This is a genomic window from Kribbella sp. CA-253562 (assembly GCF_050942265.1).
Lineage (GTDB): Bacteria > Actinomycetota > Actinomycetes > Propionibacteriales > Kribbellaceae > Kribbella.
The window spans coordinates 7,338,557-7,360,410 of sequence record NZ_CP192049.1 but is presented as its reverse complement, the minus strand read 5'-3'; the positions used below and the strand labels follow the sequence as shown (position 1 = coordinate 7,360,410).

Sequence of the window (21,854 nt, the reverse complement as noted above, 5' to 3'; positions counted from 1 at the left end):
GACCCGCGCCGGAATCTTGTCCGGGATCTACCGGCCGAACGAGAGCGCGCCCGGATCGGCCGGCCGGTCCGCGGGCAGACCGAGGTCAGTGAGGATCCGGGCCAGGACGGCAGCCATGTCCTGGTGTTCGTCGACAACATGCTGCTTGACCCCGGCGAGCAGATCCCGAGCTTCGTACCACTCCCGCATCGTCACTCGGCCCCGCCGGCGTGGCCGATGCGGTGGAAGCCGACGCGCTCGTACACGGCGGCGACCGCGTCGTTCTGGGCGGACAGCAGGATCAGGTCGACGCCGTTGGCGAGGGCGTGCTCGACCAGGCAGCTGGTCACCGCGGCGCCGAGGCCCTGGCGGCGCGCGGAGGGCAGTGTGGCGACGCCGACTACCTCACTGGTCGCACCAACAGGCTGATGTACGCCGGACGCCAGCATCCCCTCGTCACCAAAGGCAGCCGCCGTCACCGAGACGCCGGACTCGGCCCGCTCCAGCAACGCCTGACCGGTCTCGGCCGAGACTTCGGCAAGCGCCTCGTCCCGCTCCGCCGCGCCACTGTCGCCCACGTCGGTCCCTGGGTTGCTGAAGCCGACCCCCGCGACAGCCCGAGCCTGTCGCAGCAGCTCCATGTCCGCCGGCAGGATCTCGCAGCGCGCTGACCCGGCGTACGGCTTGAAGTCGTCTCGCTCGAGCACGAGCAGTGGGTACTCGACCACTGTCAGCCCAGCCGCGGCAGCAGCCTCTCCCATCGACGGGCAGGTCTCCACCACCCACTCGAAGTTCAGCGGCAACTCCAGCTCGGCACACCGCTCCCGCACCCGCTCGACGTCGGCCGGCTCCACCGGACCGGTCCCAGGCACCGGCCGCGCGTAGTACGGCCAGATGGTGGTCGACCGGAACAGGGTGAACGGCCCGACCTGCTCCGGGGTGGCCCCGGACAGCGGAGCTGCGTGCAGGTACTCGTCGACGCGCGTGAGGTAGGACATCGCCCGCAGTGAACCAGTCCGCGCGCGGCCGCGCCAGCGAATATGTCGAGCCGCGCCCACCGGCTCCGACGTAGCTGCAAAAACACCAGGGAGGACACATGCAGTACGTCGTATCCGCGGACGGCACCCGCATCGCCTACGAGCGCTCGGGCCAGGGCAGCCCGCTGATCCTGATCGGCGGCGCACTGTGCGACCGCAGCGCCACCCGTCCGCTGGCTGAGGCGCTGGAGCCGGACTTCACCGTCGTCTCGTACGACCGCCGCGGCCGGGGCGACAGCGGAGACACCACCCCGTACGCCGTGGCCCGCGAGGTCGAGGACCTGGCCGCACTGGTCGCCGCGCTCGGCGGGACGGCCGCGGCGTACGGGCACTCGTCTGGCGCGGGTCTGCTCGTGGAGGCTGCCGCCAGCGGTCTGCCGTTCAGCAGTGTGGTGCTGCACGAGCCGCCGTACGGGCCGGACGACATTGAGGCGCAGCGGGAGTCCGATGCGGGCGCCGCGGTGGTCGAGGGATTCATCGCCGAGGGACGCGGGCTCGAGGCCGTGACGGCGTTCCTGCAGCTGACGGGCATGCCGGAGGACGCCGCGAAGGAGTGGGCGGCTGCTCCTGGCCTCGCGGAGCTGGCACCCACGCTGCGCTACGACTTCGCCGTGATGGACAGGTCACCGGGCGGCACAGTGCCGTTCGACCGGCTGACTCAGATCACCCAGCCGGCGCTGGCAGTCTGTGGCAGCGTCAGCCCGCCGTTCATGGTCGATGCCGCCCGCCTGGTCGCCAAGGCGCTGCCGGACGGCCAGTACGTCGAGCTGGACGGCCAGCACCACGTCGTACCGCCCGAGGTGCTGGCGCCCGTGCTGCGCGACTTCCTCAGTCGGCGATGATCTCCAGGTCGACCAGCTCGGTGTAGAAGGCGACGTGGTCGCGGATGTCGGCGACGGCGTCGTACGGCTGCTCGTAGGTCCAGACGGCGTTGGTGCCGGCCTTGTCCAGCGGCAGCACGCTGTAGTACGACGCCTCGCCCTTGTAGGGGCAGTAGGTGCTGTACTCGGTGCGCTCCAGCTGGCTGAAGTCGACGTCGGCGCGCGGGATGTACTGGACCGCCGGGTGGCTCGACTCCTGCAGCGACAGCGCGGACCGGGAGTCCGCGAGGACCTGGCCGTTGACCTTCACCACGACCCGGTCGGGGTTCTTGCGCACCGTGATCGGGTGGTCCGGGCCAGGAATCTTGACCGGCTTGTCCGACATGTTCGTCTCCGCTCCGCAGGCAATCGTCCATCAACGAGCAACGGCGGCGGCGGGCCGATCATTCCCCGAGCGGCTCGAGCTCCACGACCAGCGACGGGCCGCCGTCGAAGGTGCCGGCGTCGATGCCCAGCACCAGGTCGTCGCAGTACAGCAGCGGGCCGGTCACCCAGGCCGGGTCGATGCCCATCTGGTCGGCGACGATGCTGTGCCCGTGCACGATCCTCTCGCCGCCGAGGTGCTGCAGCAAGGTCCGGGCGATCGCCGGGCCCTCCGGCCCGCGGAACGCGTAGCGCGACGTCATCCGCCGCCAGATCTCCCACCAGACGGTGATGTCGTCGCTGTGCAGGTCGGCCCGCGCGGCCGCGTTGATCTCGTCGATCGTGCTGCCCCACTCGACGTACTCGGCCGTGTCGGAGTGCATCAGCAGGTGCCCGGCGTCCAGGCCGAGCATCGGCTGGTCGATCAGCCAGACGACGTCGTCGGCGGTGAGCAGCTCCTGGTCGCGGTCGATGCCGCCGTTCAGCGCCCAGCTGCGCTCGAAGCTGCGCAGCGTGATGCCGTCGTGCGGCACCGCCTCGTCGCCGAACTTGTGCATGCCGAGCGCGAGGATCTCGTGGTTGCCGAGCAGCGTGCGGACCTCGCCGGTGCCCTGCGACGCCTGCGCGGTCAGCCGCCGCACCAGCCGCAGGACGCCGATCCCGTCGGGTCCGCGGTCGAAGAAGTCGCCGAGCAGCCACAGCCGCGCGTCCCGGCCGGACCAGTTGCCCTCGGCGTCGACCAGGCCGGCCTCGTGCAGCGACGCGGCCAGCTTGTCCGGGTGGCCGTGCACGTCACTGACGACGAACGACGCGGTCATGTCACCCTCGCAGCGTCAGCACGATCAGTACGACGTTGAGGACCGAGACGGCGGTGGCGACCAGACATGCGGTGAGAGTAGTCGGCAACCGGTTGACCAGGCTGCCCATGATGCGCCGTGTTGCGGTCAACTTGACCAGCGGCCACAACGCGCACGGGATGCCGAAGCTCAGCACGACCTGCGAGACGACCAGCGCCCGGCTCGGGTCGATCCCGATCGCGAGGATGATCAGCGCCGGCAGCAACGTGATCAGCCGCCGGACCGCGAGCGGCACGTGCCGCTGCCAGAACCCTTCCAGGATGACCGATCCGGCGTACGTGCCGACCGAGGACGACGCGAAGCCCGACGCCAGCAAGGCCAGCGCGAACAGCAGCGCCGGCAGCTGACCCAGCCGCTCACCGATCGCCCCGTGCGCCGCGTCGAGCGAGTCGGCGCCCGATCCGCTCAGCGCGGCCGCGGCCAGCACGACCATCGCCAGGTTCACCGCGCCGGCCAGCGCCATCGCGACCCCCACGTCGATCCGGGTCGCCCGCAGGACCCGCTGCTTGCCCGCGGTCGACCGGAGCGCCTTCCCGTGCCGGTCGGTGACCAGGGCGCCGTGCAGCCAGATCGCGTGCGGCATCACGGTCGCGCCGAGCATCCCGGCCGCCAGCACCAGCGACTCCGTCCCGTCCAGCCGCGGCACCAGTCCACCCACAACGCCCGACGCGGACGGCTCCGACTGCACCGTCGACACCACGAACCCGACCAGTACGACGGCCAGCAGCCCGATGATCGCCGCCTCGAACGGCCGCTGCCCGCGCTTGGACTGGTAGACCAGCAGCGCGAACGAGACCGCCCCGGTGATCACCCCACCCAGCAGCAGCGGTACGCCGAACAGCAGGTTCAGCGCGATCGCCCCACCGACCACTTCGGCCAGGTCCGTCGCGATCGCGACCAGCTCGGCCTGCGCCCACAGCCCACGCGACGTGGTGGCCCGGAAGTGCTCCCGGCACAGCTGCGGCAGCGTCTTCCCGGTCGCGATGCTCGCCTTGGCCGCGAGGTACTGCACCAGCACCGCCATCAGGTTCGCCCCGACGACCACCCAGCACAGCAGATACCCGTACGACGCGCCCGCCGCGATGTTGGTCGCGAAGTTGCCGGGGTCCACGTAGGCGACCGCCGCCACGAAGGCAGGTCCGAGCAGCAACAGACCCGAACGGTTCAGCTGACGACGAAGCGGCGCCGGTGCGTACATGGGAGAACTATGGCCGACGCGGAGGACATGCGCGCGGCCTGTCCTGGTTCGGGACCGGTCAGGCCCAGTTCCAGCGCACCTCGAGCGTCACGTCGACGGTCTGCTCGCCGGGGGTGACACCAAGGTCCGCGGCGAAGCCACCGCCGGTACTGGCGGCCTTGGCCGACATCTCCCGCAGCGGCACGTAGCCCTGCGTCTCGCTGACCGCCGCGATCCCACCGATCGACTGACCGGTCAGCTCGGCCAGCTGCTCCGCCTTCTGCCGCGCCTGGGTGAACGCCAGCTTCCGCGCCTTGTCCACCAGCGCTGCCTTGTCCTCCACGTCGAACTGCAGGAAGTCCAGCCCCAGGCTGTTGCCCACCGCGGCGACGGCCGCGTTCAGCAGCCGGCCGAAGCCGGTCAGGTCGCGGGTGGTCACCGCCATCGAGTGCGACGCCCGGTAGCCCGTCACGGTCATCGACTCGCCGTACTGCGGGTGCACCGACACGGAGCTGGTCGCGACGTCGCTCGCGGCGACACCTTCGGCCAGCAGCGCGGCCATCACGGCCGCAGTCCGCTCGGCGACCCGTGCGACGGCGTCGGCCACGTCGGGCGCGTCCTGCCCGACGCTGAGCGTGAGCCGCAGCAGATCGGCCGGCGCGGTGGCCTGACCGGTCCCGGTGACAGTGATCCCAGAGTCCATGCGCGCCAGTCTGACACTTCACCCGGCGCACAGCGTCTGGTCAGCTGGTGGCGACCTCGACGTCGCCGGGTGGGCGCAGGCTGCCCGGAACCACCAGACCGCCAGGGAGACCACCATGCGCAGGAAGACCTTGCTCGCCACCGCCATGGCGGGCGCACTGCTCGCCGGACTGACCACCGCCGGGGCGGAGGCGGGCGGACGCGACGACCAGGTCGCCAGAGCCTTCGCGGCGACCACCCGCAGTACGCCGTGGACGCAGGTGGCGAAGATCCCGCTGAAGTTCCCGACGTACCACCCTCAGGGCTTCGCGCTGGTCGGTGACCTGATCTACCTGTCCAGCGTGGAGGTACTGGAGGCGCCGGTGCGCTACCCGCAGCCCGTCGACGGCTACGACCGCAGCCCGGGCAAGGGCGTCGGGCACCTGCTCGTGCTGGACCGCCTGGGCCGGCTGAAGAAGGACATCCGGCTCGGTGAGAGCACCGTCTACCACCCGGGTGGCATCGACTTCGACGGCGAGAACGTCTGGGTGCCGGTCGCGGAGTACCGGCCGAACAGCAAGGCGATCGTCTACAAGGTGGACCCGAAGACCTACCGGGTCAGCGAGCAGTTCCGGGTCCGGGACCACGTCGGTGGTGTCGTGCGCGACCGGCGTACCGGCTTGGTGCACGGGGTCAGCTGGGGCTCGCGGACCCTGTACGAGTGGACCGCCTCCGGGAAGCAGCTGGACGCTCAGCCGAACGCGAGCCACCTGCTCGACTACCAGGACTGCGACTACGTCAGCAGGAGCAAGCAGCTCTGCGGTGGAGTCACCGGCCTGCCGACAGCGACCGGCGGCGGCTACGAACTCGGCGGACTGGCCCTGCTCGACCTGAAGGACGGCAACCGGATCCTGCACGAGATCCCGTTCCCCGCGTTCTCCTCGGCCGGGCACAGCGCGACCCGCAACCCGGTGGCGCTGGAGGTCGACGGCAAGAAGCTGCGCCTGTTCACCGCGCCCGACGACGGCGAAGAGGTCAACGGCACCGAGCTGACCGTGTACGAGTCGCCGATCAGCTAGCGCGGGGCACGATGCGGGCCGGGATGTCGTGCTGGTGGCACAGCGCGAGCAGCCCGGTCCCGTCGATCAGCTGCAGCGGTTTGCCGTTCGCGAACTGGTAGCTGGAAGGCCCGAACCCACTGGTGGTGATCAGGATCCCCTTCGTCGCCCCGGCGTCGACCACGGTGCCGAACAGGTCCCGTACGGCGCTGGGCGGCACGGTCCGCGTGTAGAGCTTCGCCTGTACGACGAACTTGCCGCCGGTGATCGGCCGGGGGTCGTAGGCGACGCAGTCGATCCCGCCGTCGTTGCCGCTGCGGAACAGCCGGGTCTCCAGCCCCATCCGGGTCAGCAGGTTTTGCACCAGGTGCTCGAACTCCTCCGGGCTGAGGTCCAGCAGGTTCGGCCGGGTGTCGAGCTCGCTGACCACGTCGGCGGGTTCCACCGTGCGCGGGTCGGTCAGGTCGAAGTCCAGTACGGGCTCCACCGGTTGCAGCTCCTCCGGATGCCGGGAGACCTCCGCGCCGAAGTAGTGCCGGACGCAAGCGACCGGATCGAGCTGGTCGAGCACCAGCGCGGTGAACTGCTCACGCGTTGCCCGCAAGGTGATCAGGCACGGCCGGACCGTCCGGCCGGTGGCCGCGTCGACGGCCTCGACCATCCCGTTGAAGACCACGGTGTCCACCACGCCGTACCGGTCATGGGCGAAGACCAGGTGCAGCGCCCGCAGCGCGCACTGCGCGACGAGCTGCTGGTAGAGCAGCCGGACCTCCTTCTCCGGCCGCGGTACGGCGTACACGGCATCGGACGCCTCGTCGTAGCGGTAGGCAGCCGCGGCCGGGATCACGCCGACGTCCGGCAGGTCCCACTCCAGCGCCAGCAGCGTCGACTCCGGCACGTACCCGGCCTTGCGGCGGCGGGGAAAGTCCAGTGGCTCCGGTGTCCGGTCCAGCGCCTTCTGGAAGTACCGGCTGACCGCCTGCCGGTCCTTGGCGCGCACACAGCGCTCGTACTCGTCGACCCGGGCGTGCTGCTCGGCCGTGGCCTCGTCGAGCCGGCGCTGCTGGTCCGCCTGCTCCCGGACGGCTCTGGCGACTCGCAGCTGCCGCGCCTCCTCGGCCAGCCGGTGCCGCTCGATCGCCTCGGCGAACCTGTCCTCGGCGTCGCGCAACCGCCGGGCGTAGCGCCGGTTCCCGCCGACCCAGCGCGCGAACGGGCCCGGTGGACCGGGCAGGAACGCCGCCCAGACCGGCCCGGGATGCGGCTGCAGGTCTGCCGCCGCGACCGCCGGTGGAGCCCGGCGCGGGGCCCGCTTCAGTGTCTGCAGATCGGTCGCCCGGATGTCCTCGGCCAGCGCCGCGGCGAGCACGCTCTCCAGCAAACGGACATGCTCGCGAACCGCAGCGGTCCGCTGCGCCGCCTCGGCCGTACGTCCGGGCGGACGCTCGCTGCGGGCATGTCGATCCACCGACCAGCCCATGGCCTCACACCTCTCCGGTCCAGCGTAGGCGGAAGTTCACGCTGAGCGACCGGCGGTGACGCAGAGTTGGTCATGACATTGCTTGCCGTCCACACCCTGTTCGCCTGCACTCGAACAACCGTTCGCATCCGGTCCGACAGGCCGCGGGGGTTGTCGGTGCGCTACCGGCGGGTCACGATGTGGAAATGAGCCTGCCTTCCTACGCGTCCGGGGTGTCCGACGTTCCGTTGCTCGGGGAAACGATCGGCGCGAATCTGCGCCGCACAGTCACGACGTACGGCGAGCAGGAGGCGCTGGTCGAGGTCGCCACCGGCCGGCGCTGGACGTACACCGAGTTCGGCGCCGCGGTCGACACGTTCGCGAAAGGCCTGCTGGCGCGCGGAATCGGCAAGGGCGACCGGGTCGGCATCTGGGCGCCGAACTGCGCGGAGTGGACGATCAGCCAGTACGCGACCGCGACGATCGGCGCGATCCTGGTGAACATCAACCCGGCGTACCGGACGCACGAGCTGGCCTACGCGCTGAACCAGTCCGGTGTGCGGCTGCTGATCTCGGCGACCGAGTTCAAGACCAGTGACTACCGGGCGATGGTCGACCAGGTGCGCCGCGACTGCCCGGCGCTGGAGGAGACGGTCTACATCGGCACGGACGACTGGGACGCCGTGGTCGAGGCGGCGAGTGTGATCACCGACGAGCAGCTCGCCGAACGCGAGGCCGAACTGAGCTTCGACGACCCGATCAACATCCAGTACACGTCGGGCACGACCGGTTTCCCTAAGGGGGCAACGCTTTCGCACCACAACATCCTCAACAACGGCTACTTCGTCACCGAGCTGATCGGCTTCACCGCGGACGACCGGCTCTGTATCCCGGTGCCCTTCTACCACTGCTTCGGCATGGTGATGGCCAATCTCGGCTGCACCACCCACGGCGCCTGCATGGTGATTCCGGCGCCGGCCTTCGACCCCGCCGCGACGCTGCGCGCGGTTCAGGACGAACGCTGCACCGGCCTGTACGGCGTACCGACGATGTTCATCGCCGAGCTCGGACTGCCGGACTTCGCCGACTACGACCTGACCAGCCTGCGCACCGGCGTGATGGCCGGGTCGCCCTGCCCGATCGAGGTGATGAAGCGCTGCGTCGCCGACATGCACATGGCCGAGGTCGCGATCTGCTACGGCATGACCGAGACCTCACCGGTGTCGACCCAGACCCGGCGCGACGACGACCTCGACCGGCGGACGTCGACCGTCGGCCAGGTGATGCCGCACGTCGAGGTGAAGCTGGTCGACCCGGCGACCGGCCTCGTCGTCCCGCGGGGTGAACCCGGCGAGCTGTGCACCCGCGGCTATTCGGTGATGCTCGGCTACTGGGACGACCCCGAGAAGACGTCCGACGCGATCGACCGGGCCCGCTGGATGCACACCGGCGACCTCGCGGTGATGCGCGACGACGGCTACGTGAACATCGTCGGCCGGATCAAGGACATGGTCATCCGCGGCGGCGAGAACGTGTACCCCCGCGAGATCGAGGAGTTCCTCTACACCCATCCCGACATCGCCGACGTCCAGGTGATCGGCGTACCCGATCCCAAGTACGGCGAGGAGCTGTGCGCCTGGATCAAGCTGAAGGACGGCGCCGCCCCGCTCGACGCCGCGCAGCTCAAGGAGTTCGCCACCGGCAAGCTCGCCCACTACAAGATCCCGCGTTACGTCCTCCTGGTCGACGACTTCCCGATGACGGTCACCGGCAAGATCCGCAAGGTCGAGATGCGGGAGAAGTCCGTCGAACTGTTGGGACTCACCCACTGATCCTCGCTCGGCGACAAGTCGACAAATCGTGTTACCGCTGGTCCACCAGCGCGCTCGCGAACGTCCTCAGCCACAGTGTGTCCTCGCCGCGTCGCCAGACCAGCCCGAGCGCCGAGTCCGGCAGCCCGGTGACCGGGACGTGCACGAGGTCGGCGCGCTGGTTCAGCTCGGCGGTCGGCCGGCACAGCAGCATGCCGCCGCGGTTGGCTGCGATCATCGACAGGCCTTCCTGCAGCGTGCGGACCTCAGGCCCTCGGTGGATCAGCGCGCCGGACGGCGTCTGGGTGGGAGCCTGCACCTGACGCCAGTAGCCCGGTGCCGGCGGCGCGACCGAGATCAGCACGCTGCCGGCCAGCTCCTCGACGTCCAGGGTCGACCGGTCGGCGAGTGGGTGCTTGACCGAGACGGTCAAGGTCGGCGGCTGCTCGGAGAAGACCGGTCCGAGCACCAGATCGTCCTCGGCCACGGGCAGCAGAACGACCGCCGCGTCGACGTCACCTCGCCGCAGCGCGCTGAACGGATCGTTCAGCGGTAGCTCCATCACCTCGACCAGGATGCCTGGATGCTGCTCCTGGAAGCCGCCGACCGCCGCGAGGATCTGGTCGTTCGCCGTTCCCTGGAAGCCGATTCGCAGCTGCCCACTGCTGCCCGCCGCCTTCTGCTGAGTGCTCGTGACCACCCGCTCCAGCGCCACGTACGCCGGCCGCAGCGACTCCAGGAACTCCTGCCCCAGCGGCGTCAGCGACACCCGGCGACTCGTCCGCTCGACCAGTCGCCCGCCGATCCGGTGTTCGAGCGCACGCAGCAGTTGACTCACCCTGCTCTGGGTCAGGTAGAGCCGCTCGGCGGTACGGCCGAAGTGCAGTTCCTCGGCCAGGACGAGGAAGCACTCCAGCTCGCGGATCTCCAGGCTGATGACGACCTCCGTGAATCGATGAGTACGGCTAATCCAAGGATGAGCACATCGTCGTTGTTCCCGTCGAGTGGCCGGCGGTTGGCTGGAACCATGACAAGCACCTGCCTCGACGCGACGCCACCGCGCACCACGACCCAGGGCTGGGCGGCCGCGATCACGATGGCCGTCACGATCTTCACGGTGGTCACCGCCGAGATGCTGCCCGTCGGCCTGCTGACGCCGATGGGCGCGGCGCTCGGCGTCAGCGAGGGTACGGCCGGGCTCAGCCTGACCGTCACCGGCCTGGTCGCGGCCGTCTCGGCGCCGGTCCTGCCGCTGCTGCTCGGCAAGCTCGACCGCCGGACCGTCCTGGTCGCGCTGATGATCGTGCTCGCCGCGGCCAGTCTGCTGGCGGCCTGGTCGCCCAACTTCGGCGTCCTGGTCGTCGCCCGGATCCTCACCGGCATCTCGATGGGCGGCGTCTGGCTGCTGACCGTAGGACTGGCTCCGCGGCTGGTCCCGCCGGACTCCGCCGGCCCGGCGACCGCACTGATCTTCAGCGGCATCGGTGTCGCCTCGGTCCTCGGCATCCCCGCCGGCACGTACGTCGGTGAGCTGGTCGGGTGGCGCTGGGCCTTCGCGTCGATCGGCCTGCTGTCCGTCGTACTGGCGGTCGCTCTCGCGCTGCTCCTCCCGCGACTGCCCGCGTCGGCGCCGGTCCGCCTGGCCGATGTGGCGGCGGCCCTCGAGCTCCGGCAGGTCCGCGTCGGTCTGCTCCTGGTCGCGCTGCTGGTCACGGCCCACTTCTCGGCGTACACCTATGTGCGGCCGATGCTCGAGCACTTCGCGGGCATCGGTCCGTCGCTGATCGGCACGCTCCTGCTCGCGTACGGCGTCGCCGGCGTCACGGGAAACTTCGTCGCGGGCTCGGTGAAGTCCTCCAGCCGCATGCTCGGCCTGATCGCCGCGCTGGTCGCATCGTCCGTGCTCGCCCTCCCGCTGCTCGGCACCACCGTCCCGGGAGCCCTTGTCCTGCTGGTGATCTGGGGCTTCGGGTACGGCGGCGTCAGCGTCACCACCCAGGCCTGGACCCTCGCGGCGGCACCCAGTACGCCGGAGCCCGCGTCGGCCCTCCTGGTCGGAGTCTTCAACGCCGCCATCGCCCTGGGCGCCCTCACCGGCGGCCGAATCGTCGACCACTGGGGCACGACCGCGGTCCCCTGGGTGACAGGACTGCTGGCCCTCACCGCCTTCGCCGTACTGCTCGTTCAGCGTCCGAAGAACCCGAGGCCATAGCGCACGGACGCTGCGTTCAGCGGACGGCGGCCAGGGCGGCGGAGTCCTCGGCGCCGAAGTCGTCCTCGAGCTTCTCGGGGGAGTAGTCGAGGTCGATGCCGGCCACGTCCGCGCCGAGGGCGGACTCGATCGCGCCGAGGCGACGGGTGGCGCGGTCGCCGGCGTACGTCATCAGGGCGGTGGGGTCGATCTCGGGCGGCAGTTCGGGGGAGTTCTCCAGCGCCCACTGGATCTGGACGAGCGCGTGCGGGAGCAACTCCTCCATCGTGTCGGTGACGACCTTCCAGTTGGACGCGTCGGCGGCGACGTGCCGGCGGCAGGTGAACGTGCCCCACGCCATGTGCCGGCGTTCGTCGTCACCGATCCGGCGGATGAGTTCCTGCATGCCGGGCAGGATTCCGCGCCCGGTGCAGAGCAGGTTCCAGGCGTGGTAACCGGTCAGCGCCAGCGTTCCTTCCACGACGTGGTTGTAGGTGACCGAAGCCCGCACCTGATTGGCCGGCGACGGGTCGTCGGCCAGCGACTTGAGTGCGACCGGCAGGGCCTCGTAGAAGATCGCCCGGTAGCCCGGGTTGTGCTCGACGTACCGGTGCAGGTCCTCGGTGACGCCGACCGCGTCCAGCCAGAGCCGGAACACCGCGGTGTGCTTGGCCTCCTCGAAACAGAACTGGGTCAGGTACATCTCGTCGCCGAAGCGCCCCTCCGCGGCCATCGCCTGCAGGAACGGCTGCAGGTCCTCGGTGACCGCCTCCTCGCCCGCGATGAACTGCGCGCACAGCATCATCGCGTTGTCCTTCTCGTTCGGCGTCAGCCGCTGCCAGTCCTCGGCGTCGCGGCTGAAGTCGATGTCGCGCGGATTCCAGAACTTGCGGTTGCCCTTGTCGAACAAGCGCAGCGGCAGCGCGTCCCAGTGGAAGCCGCCCTCGCGCAGTGAGTTGAAACCCTTGCGGTGCAGGGGATTCGCGGTCGTGGTCATGCCTGCCTCCTGCTGCTGAGGAACGGGCCCAGCACCTGGGCCACCTGGACGGCGACGACCGCGGGCGCGGCGCCGGGATTCACGATGTGACTCAGGACGACGCGCAACGCGATGTCCACGCAGGTGGTCGCGTCCTCGGCCGGTACGTCGGGCCAGTGCTGCCGGACGTGGGCGTCGAGCCGCTGATGACTCAGCTCGAGCACCTGCTGTCCCCGAGTGGTCAGCAGCTGACTGGCTTGGTCCGAACCGGGTTGCCCGAGCGCCGCCTTCACCAGCGGGTTGTCCGCCGCCAGCGTCAGCGCCCGCTCGACCGCGGCCCGCAATCCGTCGATCGGGTCGTCGTGTTCGGCGAGTGCGGCGTTCACGTCGACCAGGAACTGCTCGGTCTCCCGGGCCGCCACCGCTTCGAGCAGCCCCCAGCGGTCCTTGAACTCGTTGTAGACGGTCTGCCGGGACACCCCGACCCGGCGGCCGACGTCGGCCATCTTCAGGCCGTCGTAGCCGCCGGACACCAGGAGCTCGTACGCCGCGTCGAGCAGCTCGTCGTGCAACCGGCGCTTGGTCCGCTCGGCGAAGGAGTCCATGCCGACCAGGGTTTACAAATCTGATGGCAGTGTCAAGGATCTGGATGAGATCTCGGCAAATGTCAAGCGTCGACCGAGTAAGGTTGGGGACGTGTCAACCGCCGAGACCCAGCCCAGTCCCACCGTCACCGACGTCCCCGAACTCGTCGTCGGGTTCGACCTCGACATGACGCTGATCGACTCCCGGCCGGGCATCCAGGCGGTCTGGGACCTGCTGGTCGCCGAGACCGGGGTGCCGATCGACACCGACCTCGTGGTCAGCCGGCTCGGGCCGCCGCTGCGCTGGGAGATGGCGAACTGGTTCCCCGAGGAGCAGATCGACGCGATGGTTGACCGCTACCGCGAGCACTACCCGGAGCACGCGATCACCGGAAGCCTGCCGCTGCCGGGGGTGGCCGAGTCGCTGGCCGCGATCCGGGCGCTGCGCGGGCGGACCGTGGTCGTTTCGGCGAAGTACACCCCGAGCGTGAAGCTGCACCTCGACCACCTCGGCCTCGACGTGGACGAGCCGATCGGTGACCTGCACGGCGCCGAGAAGGGCATCGCGCTGCGCGAGCACCAGGCGATGATCTACGTCGGCGACCACACCGCGGACATCGACGGCGCGCGGGCCGCCGGTGCCGTCGCGGTGAGCGTGGCGACCGGACCGTTCACCGCCGACGAGTTGCGCGCGTACGGCGCTGACGTCGTACTGAACGACCTGACGGAGTTCCCGGCCTGGCTGGACGCGTACGTGCTGGAGCAGCGGCTCGAGGCGCTGATGGCGCGACTGGCGTCGTACCCGAGTCTGGTGGTCGCGTTCAGCGGTGGTGCCGACTCGGCGTTCCTGCTGGCGGCCGCGGCGCGGGCGATCGGTCCGGCGAACGTGGTCGCGGCGACGGCGGTCAGCCCGAGCCTGCCGGTCGCGGAGCTGGAGCCGGCGGCTCGGTTCGCCGACGGGCTCGGCGTCCGGCACGTCACGCCGCACACGCACGAGATGGACCGCGAGGGCTACCAGGCCAACGCCGGCGACCGGTGCTACTTCTGCAAGGCCGAGCTGGTCGAGACGCTGCAGCCGATCGCGGACGAGTTCGGCATCGCTGCGATCGCGACCGGGACGAATGCCGACGACGCGATCGCCGGGTTCCGGCCGGGGATCCGCGCCGCGTTCGAGCGCGGGGCGATCACGCCGTTGCGCGACGCCCGGCTGACCAAGGCGCAGATCCGCGAGGCGTCGCGCAGCTGGGGGCTGGAGACGTCGGACAAGCCGGCCGCCGCGTGCTTGTCCAGCCGGATCGCCTACGGCATCCGGATCACGCCGAACCTGCTGGCCCGGGTCGACCGCGCCGAGCAGGCGGTCCGCGCGCACCTGGCGCCGTACGGGGTGCAGAACGTGCGGGTCCGCGATCTCGGCGAGTCCGCGAGCATCGAGATCGACGCGGGCCTGCTCGGCACGGTCGACAGCGGCGCACTGGTCGAGCTGGTCCGCGCCGAGGGCTTCACCGCGGCCGCCGTCGACCCCCGCGGCTTCCGGTCCGGCTCGATGAACGAGCGGCTCAAGGAGCCCGAAAAGTATCGCTGACGCGGTCCGGTGTCGGGGAGCGTTCCATCGGCGACCCGGTCGCAGCAGTCGGGACCCGGAAATACGAGACCGGGGAGTGCGGAATGACTGTGCGATCAGATAGTTTCCCAGAGGCGCGGCGCATCCGGTTCACGTACGCTGGGTAGCCGGCCCGGGCAGCCTGTCCGGTCACCCTTTCCGTCCTGTTCCGTCGATGACACTCGAAGAGGTTCCCGTGCCTGTTGGCAAGGTCAAGTGGTATGACTCCGAGAAGGGGTTCGGCTTCCTCAGCAAGGAGGAGGGCGGGGACGTTTACGTGCGCGCCGAGGCCTTGCCGGCCGGAGTGACCAGCCTGAAGCCGGGGCAGAAGGTCGAGTTCGGCGTGGTCGAGGGCCGCAAGGGTGAGCAGGCGCTGCAGGTCCGGCTGATCGACCCGCCGCCGTCGGTGGCCAAGGCGATGCGGCCGAAGCCGGAGGAGATGGCGCTGGTCGTCGAGGACCTGATCAAGCTGCTCGACAACCTCGGCGAGGGCTACCGTCGCGGCCGCCACCCCGACGGCAAGGCCGCCCGCCAGGTCGCCACGGTGCTGCGAGGAGTCGCCGACCGCCTCGACGTCTAGCCGGAGTGCGACGCCCGCGCTTCCCTCTCTTTCCCCGAAGCGCGGAGTCCGGCCGATGCGCTGCCGGCGCGGGGTCAGCTCTTCCGGCGTTCGATGAGTTGCTGGATGCCGTCGAGTACGACGTCCAGTCCGACCTGGAACTCGTCGGCCGTGTAGTCCGCGTCGAAGTCCTCGAGCCGGCCGCCGGCGAGGTTGGCCGCGATGCTGGGAAACCGGTCCGGCGTCGCGAGCATCGCCAGCCGCTGCGCGTACAGCCGGTCGGCTTCCCGGGCAGCCTCGAGGATCGCGGTGTCGCCGGTCAGGAGATTGGCCGTGAGCTGCGCGGTGCCGCGCACGTAGATGTTGACCAGCAGCATCGACGACAGTTGGTCCTTCGGTGTGAGCGGCGTGTTCTCGAACGCGCTCAGCGCCGCTTCCATCCAGTCCAGCTGCTTGGGTGACAGCGGCGGCTCGAACACCGGCACCTGCAACACCCATGGATGCCGCGCCAGCCCGTCGCGGAACGCCTCGGCCCACGCGGTGATCCGCGCCCGCCAGTCGAGCGACGCGTCGACCGGCGCCGGGCTGCCGAACGCCTCGTCCAGCATCACGACGTACAGGTCGTCCTTGGAGTCGACGTACCGGTAGAGCGCCATCGTGGTCCGGCCCAGCTCGGCCGCGACCTTGCTCATCGAGACCGCGCCGAGCCCGCCGGCGTCGGCCAGCCGGACCGCGGCCGCGCCGATCTCGCTGATGTGGAACGTCGGTTTGGGTCCCGGCCGGGCCGGCCCTTCGAGTCCCCACAACTGCTGCAGCACGCGCGGCAGTTCGACCTCGCTCATCTCACATCTCCTCTCGGCGGTCGCAGTCTATCTGTTTACAACATAAGCAGATGGCGGCTATGGTCTGCGTACGCCGCACACAGTGTGCGTCGTACACAGATGAGCTGGAGGGGTCATGACCGAACGCGCGGGCCGCAAGGAGTGGGTCGCCCTGGGGGTGCTCGCCCTGCCGTTGCTGCTGGTCTCGATGGACGTGTCGGTCCTGTACTTCGCGGTGCCGTTCATCAGCGCTGATCTCGGCGTCTCGGCGACCGAGCAGCTGTGGATCTTCGACATCTACGGCTTTGTGCTGGCCGGGCTGCTGATCACGATGGGCGCGCTGGGCGACCGGATCGGCCGGCGCCGGCTGCTGCTGATCGGCGCCGTCGCGTTCGGGCTGGCGTCGGTCGCGGCGGCGTACGCGCAGTCGCCGGAGCAGCTGATCGCCGCTCGCGCCGTACTGGGGCTCGGAGGCGCGACGCTGATGCCGTCGACGCTCGCGCTGATCCGCAACATGTTCCACGACGCGGCCCAGCGGCAGAAGGCGATCGCGTTCTGGAGCGCGGTGATGCTGGGCGGGATCTCACTCGGCCCCGTCCTCGGCGGACTGCTGCTCGAACACTTCTGGTGGGGCTCGGTGTTCCTGGTCAACACCCCGGCGATGGTGCTGCTGCTGGCGATCGCGCCGGTACTGCTGCCGGAATTCAAAGCGCCCGCGGCGGGCCGGTTCGATCTGCTTGGGTCGGTGCTGTCGCTGGGCGCGGTGCTGCCGGTGATCTGGGGGATCAAGGAGCTCGCGGCGCACGGCTTCGGCGGGCCGGCGGTGACGTCGATCGTGGCCGGGCTGCTGGTCGGGGCTGCGTTCCTGTGGCGACAGCGGACGGCGGCGTACCCGATGGTCGAGCTCGGCATGTTCCGGAACCGGGCGTTCAGCGGCGCGCTGGCGGCGAACACGATCGGGATGCTCGCGCTGGTCGGCAATGCGATCTTCATGACGCAGTACCTGCAGCTGGTCTTGGCGATGAGCCCGCTGAAGGCTGCGCTGTGGGCGCTGGTGCCATCCGTCGCGGTCGGTGGGGCGGCGCCGTTGTCGACTGTGCTTGCGGCGCGGATGGATCGTGCCTATGTGCTGGGTGGTGCGTTTCTCCTTGGTGCGAGCGGGTTCGTGGTCCTGACCCAGATCGAGGTTGCATCCGGGGTGTTGGTCCTCCTGCTCGGCTCCGGCCTGCTCGCCGCCGGCTTGGTGATGGTGATGGCCCTGGTCACCGAAGCCGTCGTCGGCGCGGTAGCCCCCGAGCGAGCCGGCTCGGCCTCGGCCTTGATGGAGACGTGCAGCGAATTCGGCGGCGCTCTGGGGATCGCTGTCCTAGGCAGCATCGGCACAGCCGCCTACCGCGCCGACCTCCAATTGCCGGTTGATCTCCCCGCGGGCATCGCCTCAGCCGCCCGCGAAGGCCTCCCAGCCGCCACCGCAGCCGCTGCCCACCTTCCCGTCCAACTCCACGAGACCGTCCTGGTCGCCGCCCGTCACGCCTTCAACCACAGCCTCAATATCGTCGCTGTCGTAGGCGCCGCCCTGCTGATCGCCACCGCAATCACCATCACCGCCGCCCTGCGCGGCACGGCCAAGCCGGCGGATACCGTCCACCAGCCGGCCGACCTCGCCTAGACGGCTATCAGCCGAACGGTCGAGCCTGCTGCTGCTCGCCCCGTCGCGCCTCGCATCTCGCGGACGCCCACCACTCACCAACCGCCGACCGCCGGTCAGCTGCCGACGTGAAAGTGCCTGCTTCTTGGTGCGATGCCGGTGTTGGTGAGTGGTGGACGTCCGGCGTCGCCAAGTCGAGCCGAGTCGGTCGGGGCCGACGGTCTATGCGTCCAGACGCGACATCCACCACCGATCAACTGCACGCGGCCGCCGTGGCCACGCCTGGTGTTCGGCTGATCCGGGGTTTGGTCGGTGGTGGAGGTCGGCATCGGTCGATGCGCGCCGATGCTTACGCCGGCGAGCGGGACCAGGCGTGCGGAACTGACTGTCAGCGGTTGCGGCGGCGGAAGAAGCTGGGGCGCCGCTCGACTCGGGTCTCGTCGTCGGGCCTCACCTCGCGTCGGTTCGACGGGTCGTCGGTGCGGGGAGTGCGGCGGTCGGCGGGTGGTTGCTTGGTGGTGCGCTCGACGGTTGGTTCTTCGGACCAGGTGGTGGGCTCGGCGACGGTGTCGTCGTCGTCCGGCTGGCCGCTCCACCAGCGGCCAGCGGCTGGGGAGGGTCCGATGATGTGGTCGCCGCTCGGCCTGGAGGTGCCCCGGGCGCCTGTGGCAGTAGAGGAGTCGCCGAGCGGTGCGGGCCTGCCGTGGGGGTCTAGGCGGAGCTCGACGGTGGGCTCGTTGTAGCGCGTGGGGTTCTCGGTGCGTGGGCCTCGGGCTCGGACGTCGCTGATGCGGGTCGGGTCCTGGGGACTGGTCATCACCGTGCGGGCGGTGCCCTCCGCGCGGGTTCCGGCGGGCTCGTCCGAGCCGGGGCCGCGGACCGGTCGGGTTGCCTCATGGGGGGACGGGGTGCGCGGGCCCGGTGGGGCGGTGGTCGGCGTACGGGGTTGGGGTGCGGGTTTGTGGCGGACTACCAGGAAGATGACGACCAGCAGGACGGCGGCCAGGAAGCCGAAGCCCAGGCGGGGGATCAGGGGGAGGATGATGCCGCAGCCGCCGCCGATCACCCAGGACAGTTGCAGCACGGTTTCGGAGCGGGCGAACACCGAGGTGCGGACGGTTTCCGGTACGTCGCGCTGGATCATCGCGTCCAGTGACAGCTTGCCGAGCGAGCTGCACAGGCCGGCGACCAGGCCGAGCACGATGAGGGTCGGGAAGCCGTAGAGGATCGCGACGACGACCGCGACGGCGGCGTCGGCGAGCAGCACGACGAGTACGACGATCTCGGGTTTTCTTGCCTTGAGCAACGATCCGGTGAGAGTTCCCAGGCTGTTGCCGATGCCGGCCGCCGCGATCACGGCGCCGGCCGCGATCGCGCCGTCCAGGCCGGCGATCGGTTTGTCGCGCAGCAGGAACGCGAGGTACATGGTCAGGAAGCCGGACACGAAGCGCAGGCCGAGGTTGCACCGGATCCCTCGGGACACCGCCGCGGTGATCGCGCGCCGGCGTGCTGCCCGGCCGGCCGAGCCGGTCATCTCCTCACCGGCGGGCGAGTCCACCCGGCTCGGGAGGCGGATCGCCAGGATCAGGCCGATCGTGTAGACCAACGCGGCCCACCGCAGCGACCACTCCGGCCCGATCGCCGCGAACGCACCCGCGATGCCTGCGCCGATCGTCGCTCCGGCCACGCCGGCCAAGGAGATCCGCGAGTTCGCGGTGACGAGCGTGATCTCCTTCGGCAGCAGTCGCGGTACGGCGGACGCGCGCGTCACGCCGTACGCCTTGGAGGCGACGAGACAGCCGAGGGCGGCCGGGTACAGCCAGGTCGAGCTGTCGTGGATCGACGCGGCGAGGCTCCAGACGAGGAAGCCGCGCAGGCCGAGGGTTGCGCCGATCGCCCAGCGACGGCCGTGGCGGAAGCGGTCGAGGATCGGGCCGATCAGCGGTGCCATCAAGGCGAACGGCGCCATGGTGAGCAGCAGGAACAGGGCGACTCGGTCGCGGGCCTGCTCACTCGGTACGGCGAAGAAGACGGTGCCGGCGAGGGAGACGGCGAAGGCGGTGTCGCCGGCGGCGTTCACGGCGCCGAGCTCGATCAGGCGGGAGAGTCCGGACTCGCGGGCGCCCTGCGCGCCGGTCAGTCCTTGGATCCGCCGCCCGGTTGCCTTGCCCACTCGCCCGGTGACGCCGGCGGTCTTCCGCGAGACCGACGCGAACCCGCTGGCCCCGACCTTCGACGCGTGCCCGACCTTCTTGCTCGCACTGCCGAGCCGCTGCCCAGCAGCCCCGAGCCGCTCACCGGCCGACTTCTTCCCGGCCTCTGCTCCGCCGGAACCGCGCCGACCCGTACCCCCAGAGCCTGCGCGCGACCCCGTACTGCCCGAGCCTGCGCCGCGTGATCCCGTACTGCGGGGGTCAGCGTTGCGAGATCCAGTACGGCCGGAGCCTGCGCCGCGTGATCCCGTGCCGCCGGGGTCACCGTCGCGCGACCCCGTGCCGCCGGAACGTTCGTCGCGCGGTCCCGTCCCGCCGGAGCCCGAACCGCGCGAACCCCTACCGCCCACGCCCGGCGTACCAGCCGAGCCGGTGCTCGGCCCGGCGGAGGGATCCGGGCCAGGGCGTCTCGGCTGCTCGTTGCGTGCCCGGTCCGCGGGGTCGGGACTCTCCATACGACCATCCTGCCTTGTGCGGGGGACGAAGCGCAGTCGCGGCACAGTTCGATCTGTGTGGTACGACGTGCGAGAATGACCGACTGTGACTCCCGTCAAAGCTCCGGAACCGGTCCGCGCCAAGCCCGACGCCGTCTGCGTCGCGGCGGTGGAACCTGCCCGCGACGCCGCGATCGAGGAAGCCGGCGCCGCGCAGGTCGGCGAACACCTGGGCCACCTGGTCGAGGGCGAGCGGCTGGTCACGCACTACTTCGCCTCCACGCACCCCGGTTACAAGGGCTGGCGCTGGGCGGTGACGGTCACCCGCGCGTCGCGAGCCAAGACCGTCACGATCAACGAGGTCGTGATGCTGCCGGGCGACGAGGCGATCGTGGCGCCCGAGTGGGTGCCGTGGTCGGAGCGCGTTCAGCCGGGTGACCTGCGGCCGGGCGACCTGTTCCCGACGCTGCCGGACGACCCGCGGCTCGAGCCCGGCTACACCGACACCACCGGCGCGCCCGACGACGTGCTCGCGGTTGTCGAGGAGCTCGGGCTGGGACGCGAGCGGGTGCTGTCGCCGGCCGGCCGGGAGGACGCGGCCGAACGCTGGTACGCCGGGGACTTCGGTCCGGGCTCGGCGATCGCGCAGGCCGTGCCGTTCAAGTGCCACTCCTGCGGCTACTGGATCCGCCTGGCCGACAGCCTCGGCCAGGCCTTCGGCGCCTGCGCGAACGAGATGGCGCCGGGCGAGGGCCGGGTCGTCGCCTACGACTACGGCTGCGGCGCGCACTCCGACGTGGTGATCGACGCGCCGGACCATCCGTCGACCGAGCACGCCTTCGACACCACCGGGTACGACGAGCTCGCGATGCCGTCGGACCCGACGCCGACCGAGGCGGTGGACGAGATCGCCGAGGCCGACGCCGTCCAGGCCGAGGTCGAGGCCGCCGCCGAGCCCAGCTCGGACGACGAGGTCGTCGCCGACGCCGAGCCGAGCACCGACGCCGAGCCGAGCACGGACGACGACGTCGTGGCCGATGCCGAGCCCAACTCGGACGACGAGGTCGAGGACGTCACCAGCACGACCGAAGAGATCGTCGACCGGGACTGAGACTCCAGCCGGGTCCGGTGACTTCGCTCACCCGAACCGGCTCACCGGCGTGGGCAGCTCAGTCCTCGTGCGCCGGCGTCCCGTGGCCGGCCTGGATGCTCGACCAGCGGTGTTTGCAGTAGGCCAGGCCGATCCAACCCAGGCCGAAGCCCGCGACCGTGACCCACAGCCACCACTCGTCGCCGGACCGCTTCAGGTCGTCGTGGAAGATCAGCACCGCCACGAACGCCAGCGCCCAGGCGATGATCCCGGCGATCACGGTCGGGATCCCGGACAGGTCGAGTGGCTTGACCTCGGCGTGCACCAGCTCGCCCCGCGCCAGCTGACTGGTCGGATCGTTGCGCTTCTTCGACACCGGCGCCGGCTTGTCGTCTGCCACGTGATCACCTTAACGCGTCGGGCTGCCGGGATCGC

The 21,854-nt window shown here is 70.5% G+C and carries 20 protein-coding genes and 1 pseudogene; 8 read left to right on the top strand and 13 right to left on the bottom strand.

What is annotated here, in order from left to right; translation table 11 throughout:
- Nucleotides 1-27 precede the first annotated feature (27 nt).
- Both ACQPXM_RS34865 and ACQPXM_RS34860 read right to left on the bottom strand, forming a co-directional pair.
- Nucleotides 28-189: a hypothetical protein gene (locus ACQPXM_RS34865; protein WP_432942064.1), complete on the bottom strand. Its 162-nt coding sequence runs from the start codon at nt 187-189 to the stop codon at nt 28-30.
- A gap of 2 nt (nt 190-191) precedes the next feature.
- Entirely contained in the window at nt 192-977 is a 786-nt protein-coding gene (locus tag ACQPXM_RS34860; RefSeq protein WP_432942062.1) for a GNAT family N-acetyltransferase, read from the bottom strand.
- Between the two features lie 98 nt (nt 978-1,075).
- Here ACQPXM_RS34860 and ACQPXM_RS34855 point away from each other — a divergent pair, with 98 nt between their 5' ends.
- Nucleotides 1,076-1,858 (top strand): alpha/beta fold hydrolase, encoded by a 783-nt coding sequence (locus ACQPXM_RS34855; RefSeq protein WP_432942059.1) that lies wholly within the window; start codon nt 1,076-1,078, stop codon nt 1,856-1,858.
- Here the strand turns inward: ACQPXM_RS34855 and ACQPXM_RS34850 are convergent.
- Genes ACQPXM_RS34850 through ACQPXM_RS34835 form a run of 4 tightly spaced genes read right to left on the bottom strand, consistent with a single transcriptional unit; the run spans nt 1,845 to nt 4,997 of the window.
- The gene (locus tag ACQPXM_RS34850; protein ID WP_432942056.1) at nt 1,845-2,222 is read right to left on the bottom strand and encodes a DUF427 domain-containing protein; all 378 of its coding nucleotides are present in this window, start codon (nt 2,220-2,222) and stop codon (nt 1,845-1,847) included. The two genes, ACQPXM_RS34855 and ACQPXM_RS34850, sit on opposite strands and share 14 nt — an antisense overlap.
- A 58-nt stretch (nt 2,223-2,280) precedes the next feature.
- Nucleotides 2,281-3,078, bottom strand: a complete 798-nt coding sequence (locus ACQPXM_RS34845; RefSeq protein WP_432942053.1) for a metallophosphoesterase — start codon at nt 3,076-3,078, stop codon at nt 2,281-2,283.
- A gap of 1 nt (nt 3,079) precedes the next feature.
- Nucleotides 3,080-4,315, bottom strand: a complete 1,236-nt coding sequence (locus tag ACQPXM_RS34840; protein WP_432942050.1) for an Nramp family divalent metal transporter — start codon at nt 4,313-4,315, stop codon at nt 3,080-3,082.
- A 58-nt stretch (nt 4,316-4,373) separates the two neighbouring features.
- Nucleotides 4,374-4,997 carry an SIMPL domain-containing protein gene (locus ACQPXM_RS34835; protein ID WP_432942047.1) on the bottom strand — a complete coding sequence of 208 codons (624 nt, stop codon included), beginning with the start codon at nt 4,995-4,997 and terminating at the stop codon, nt 4,374-4,376.
- Nucleotides 4,998-5,112: 115 nt separating this feature from the next.
- Between ACQPXM_RS34835 and ACQPXM_RS34830 the strand changes: the two genes are divergently transcribed.
- Nucleotides 5,113-6,054: a DUF6454 family protein gene (locus ACQPXM_RS34830; RefSeq protein ID WP_432942044.1), complete on the top strand. Its 942-nt coding sequence runs from the start codon at nt 5,113-5,115 to the stop codon at nt 6,052-6,054.
- Here ACQPXM_RS34830 and ACQPXM_RS34825 read toward each other — a convergent pair.
- The gene (locus tag ACQPXM_RS34825; protein WP_432942041.1) at nt 6,047-7,513 is read right to left on the bottom strand and encodes a restriction endonuclease; all 1,467 of its coding nucleotides are present in this window, start codon (nt 7,511-7,513) and stop codon (nt 6,047-6,049) included. The two genes, ACQPXM_RS34830 and ACQPXM_RS34825, sit on opposite strands and share 8 nt — an antisense overlap.
- 185 nt (nt 7,514-7,698) lie before the next feature.
- On the opposite strand from ACQPXM_RS34825, the gene ACQPXM_RS34820 reads away from it, so the two are divergent.
- Entirely contained in the window at nt 7,699-9,324 is a 1,626-nt protein-coding gene (locus ACQPXM_RS34820) for an AMP-binding protein (RefSeq protein WP_432942038.1), read from the top strand.
- Between the two features lie 31 nt (nt 9,325-9,355).
- On the opposite strand, the gene ACQPXM_RS34815 is transcribed toward ACQPXM_RS34820, so the two are convergent.
- Complete coding sequence (locus ACQPXM_RS34815; protein WP_432951146.1) at nt 9,356-10,189, bottom strand: LysR family transcriptional regulator; 834 nt, start codon at nt 10,187-10,189, stop codon at nt 9,356-9,358.
- Nucleotides 10,190-10,330: 141 nt separating this feature from the next.
- Here ACQPXM_RS34815 and ACQPXM_RS34810 point away from each other — a divergent pair, with 141 nt between their 5' ends.
- Nucleotides 10,331-11,515, top strand: a complete 1,185-nt coding sequence (locus tag ACQPXM_RS34810; RefSeq protein WP_432951144.1) for an MFS transporter — start codon at nt 10,331-10,333, stop codon at nt 11,513-11,515.
- A 16-nt stretch (nt 11,516-11,531) separates the two neighbouring features.
- Here ACQPXM_RS34810 and ACQPXM_RS34805 read toward each other — a convergent pair whose 3' ends face one another.
- Nucleotides 11,532-12,491 (bottom strand): R2-like ligand-binding oxidase, encoded by a 960-nt coding sequence (locus ACQPXM_RS34805; protein WP_432942035.1) that lies wholly within the window; start codon nt 12,489-12,491, stop codon nt 11,532-11,534.
- Entirely contained in the window at nt 12,488-13,075 is a 588-nt protein-coding gene (locus tag ACQPXM_RS34800) for a TetR/AcrR family transcriptional regulator (protein ID WP_432942032.1), read from the bottom strand. The genes ACQPXM_RS34805 and ACQPXM_RS34800 overlap by 4 nt, the downstream gene beginning before the upstream one ends.
- A gap of 91 nt (nt 13,076-13,166) precedes the next feature.
- Between ACQPXM_RS34800 and larE the strand changes: the two genes are divergently transcribed.
- Nucleotides 13,167-14,636, top strand: a complete 1,470-nt coding sequence (larE, locus tag ACQPXM_RS34795; protein ID WP_432942029.1) for an ATP-dependent sacrificial sulfur transferase LarE — start codon at nt 13,167-13,169, stop codon at nt 14,634-14,636.
- Between the two features lie 214 nt (nt 14,637-14,850).
- Nucleotides 14,851-15,234: a cold-shock protein gene (locus ACQPXM_RS34790; RefSeq protein ID WP_077015030.1), complete on the top strand. Its 384-nt coding sequence runs from the start codon at nt 14,851-14,853 to the stop codon at nt 15,232-15,234.
- A gap of 74 nt (nt 15,235-15,308) precedes the next feature.
- On the opposite strand, the gene ACQPXM_RS34785 is transcribed toward ACQPXM_RS34790, so the two are convergent.
- Nucleotides 15,309-16,055: a TetR/AcrR family transcriptional regulator gene (locus ACQPXM_RS34785; protein ID WP_432942025.1), complete on the bottom strand. Its 747-nt coding sequence runs from the start codon at nt 16,053-16,055 to the stop codon at nt 15,309-15,311.
- Between the two features lie 115 nt (nt 16,056-16,170).
- On the opposite strand from ACQPXM_RS34785, the gene ACQPXM_RS34780 reads away from it, so the two are divergent.
- Nucleotides 16,171-17,703 carry an MFS transporter gene (locus ACQPXM_RS34780; RefSeq protein ID WP_432942023.1) on the top strand — a complete coding sequence of 511 codons (1,533 nt, stop codon included), beginning with the start codon at nt 16,171-16,173 and terminating at the stop codon, nt 17,701-17,703.
- Nucleotides 17,704-18,070: 367 nt separating this feature from the next.
- On the opposite strand, the gene ACQPXM_RS34775 is transcribed toward ACQPXM_RS34780, so the two are convergent.
- Nucleotides 18,071-19,855, bottom strand: a complete 1,785-nt coding sequence (locus ACQPXM_RS34775; protein WP_432942020.1) for an MFS transporter — start codon at nt 19,853-19,855, stop codon at nt 18,071-18,073.
- Nucleotides 19,856-20,425: 570 nt separating this feature from the next.
- Between ACQPXM_RS34775 and ACQPXM_RS34770 the strand changes: the two are divergent.
- Nucleotides 20,426-21,203 (top strand): annotated as a pseudogene (locus ACQPXM_RS34770) (DUF3027 domain-containing protein); the annotation flags it as partial.
- A gap of 295 nt (nt 21,204-21,498) precedes the next feature.
- On the opposite strand, the gene ACQPXM_RS34765 reads toward ACQPXM_RS34770, so the two are convergent.
- Complete coding sequence (locus tag ACQPXM_RS34765) at nt 21,499-21,819, bottom strand: DUF2530 domain-containing protein (RefSeq protein ID WP_432942017.1); 321 nt, start codon at nt 21,817-21,819, stop codon at nt 21,499-21,501.
- Between the last annotated feature and the right edge of the window lie 35 nt (nt 21,820-21,854).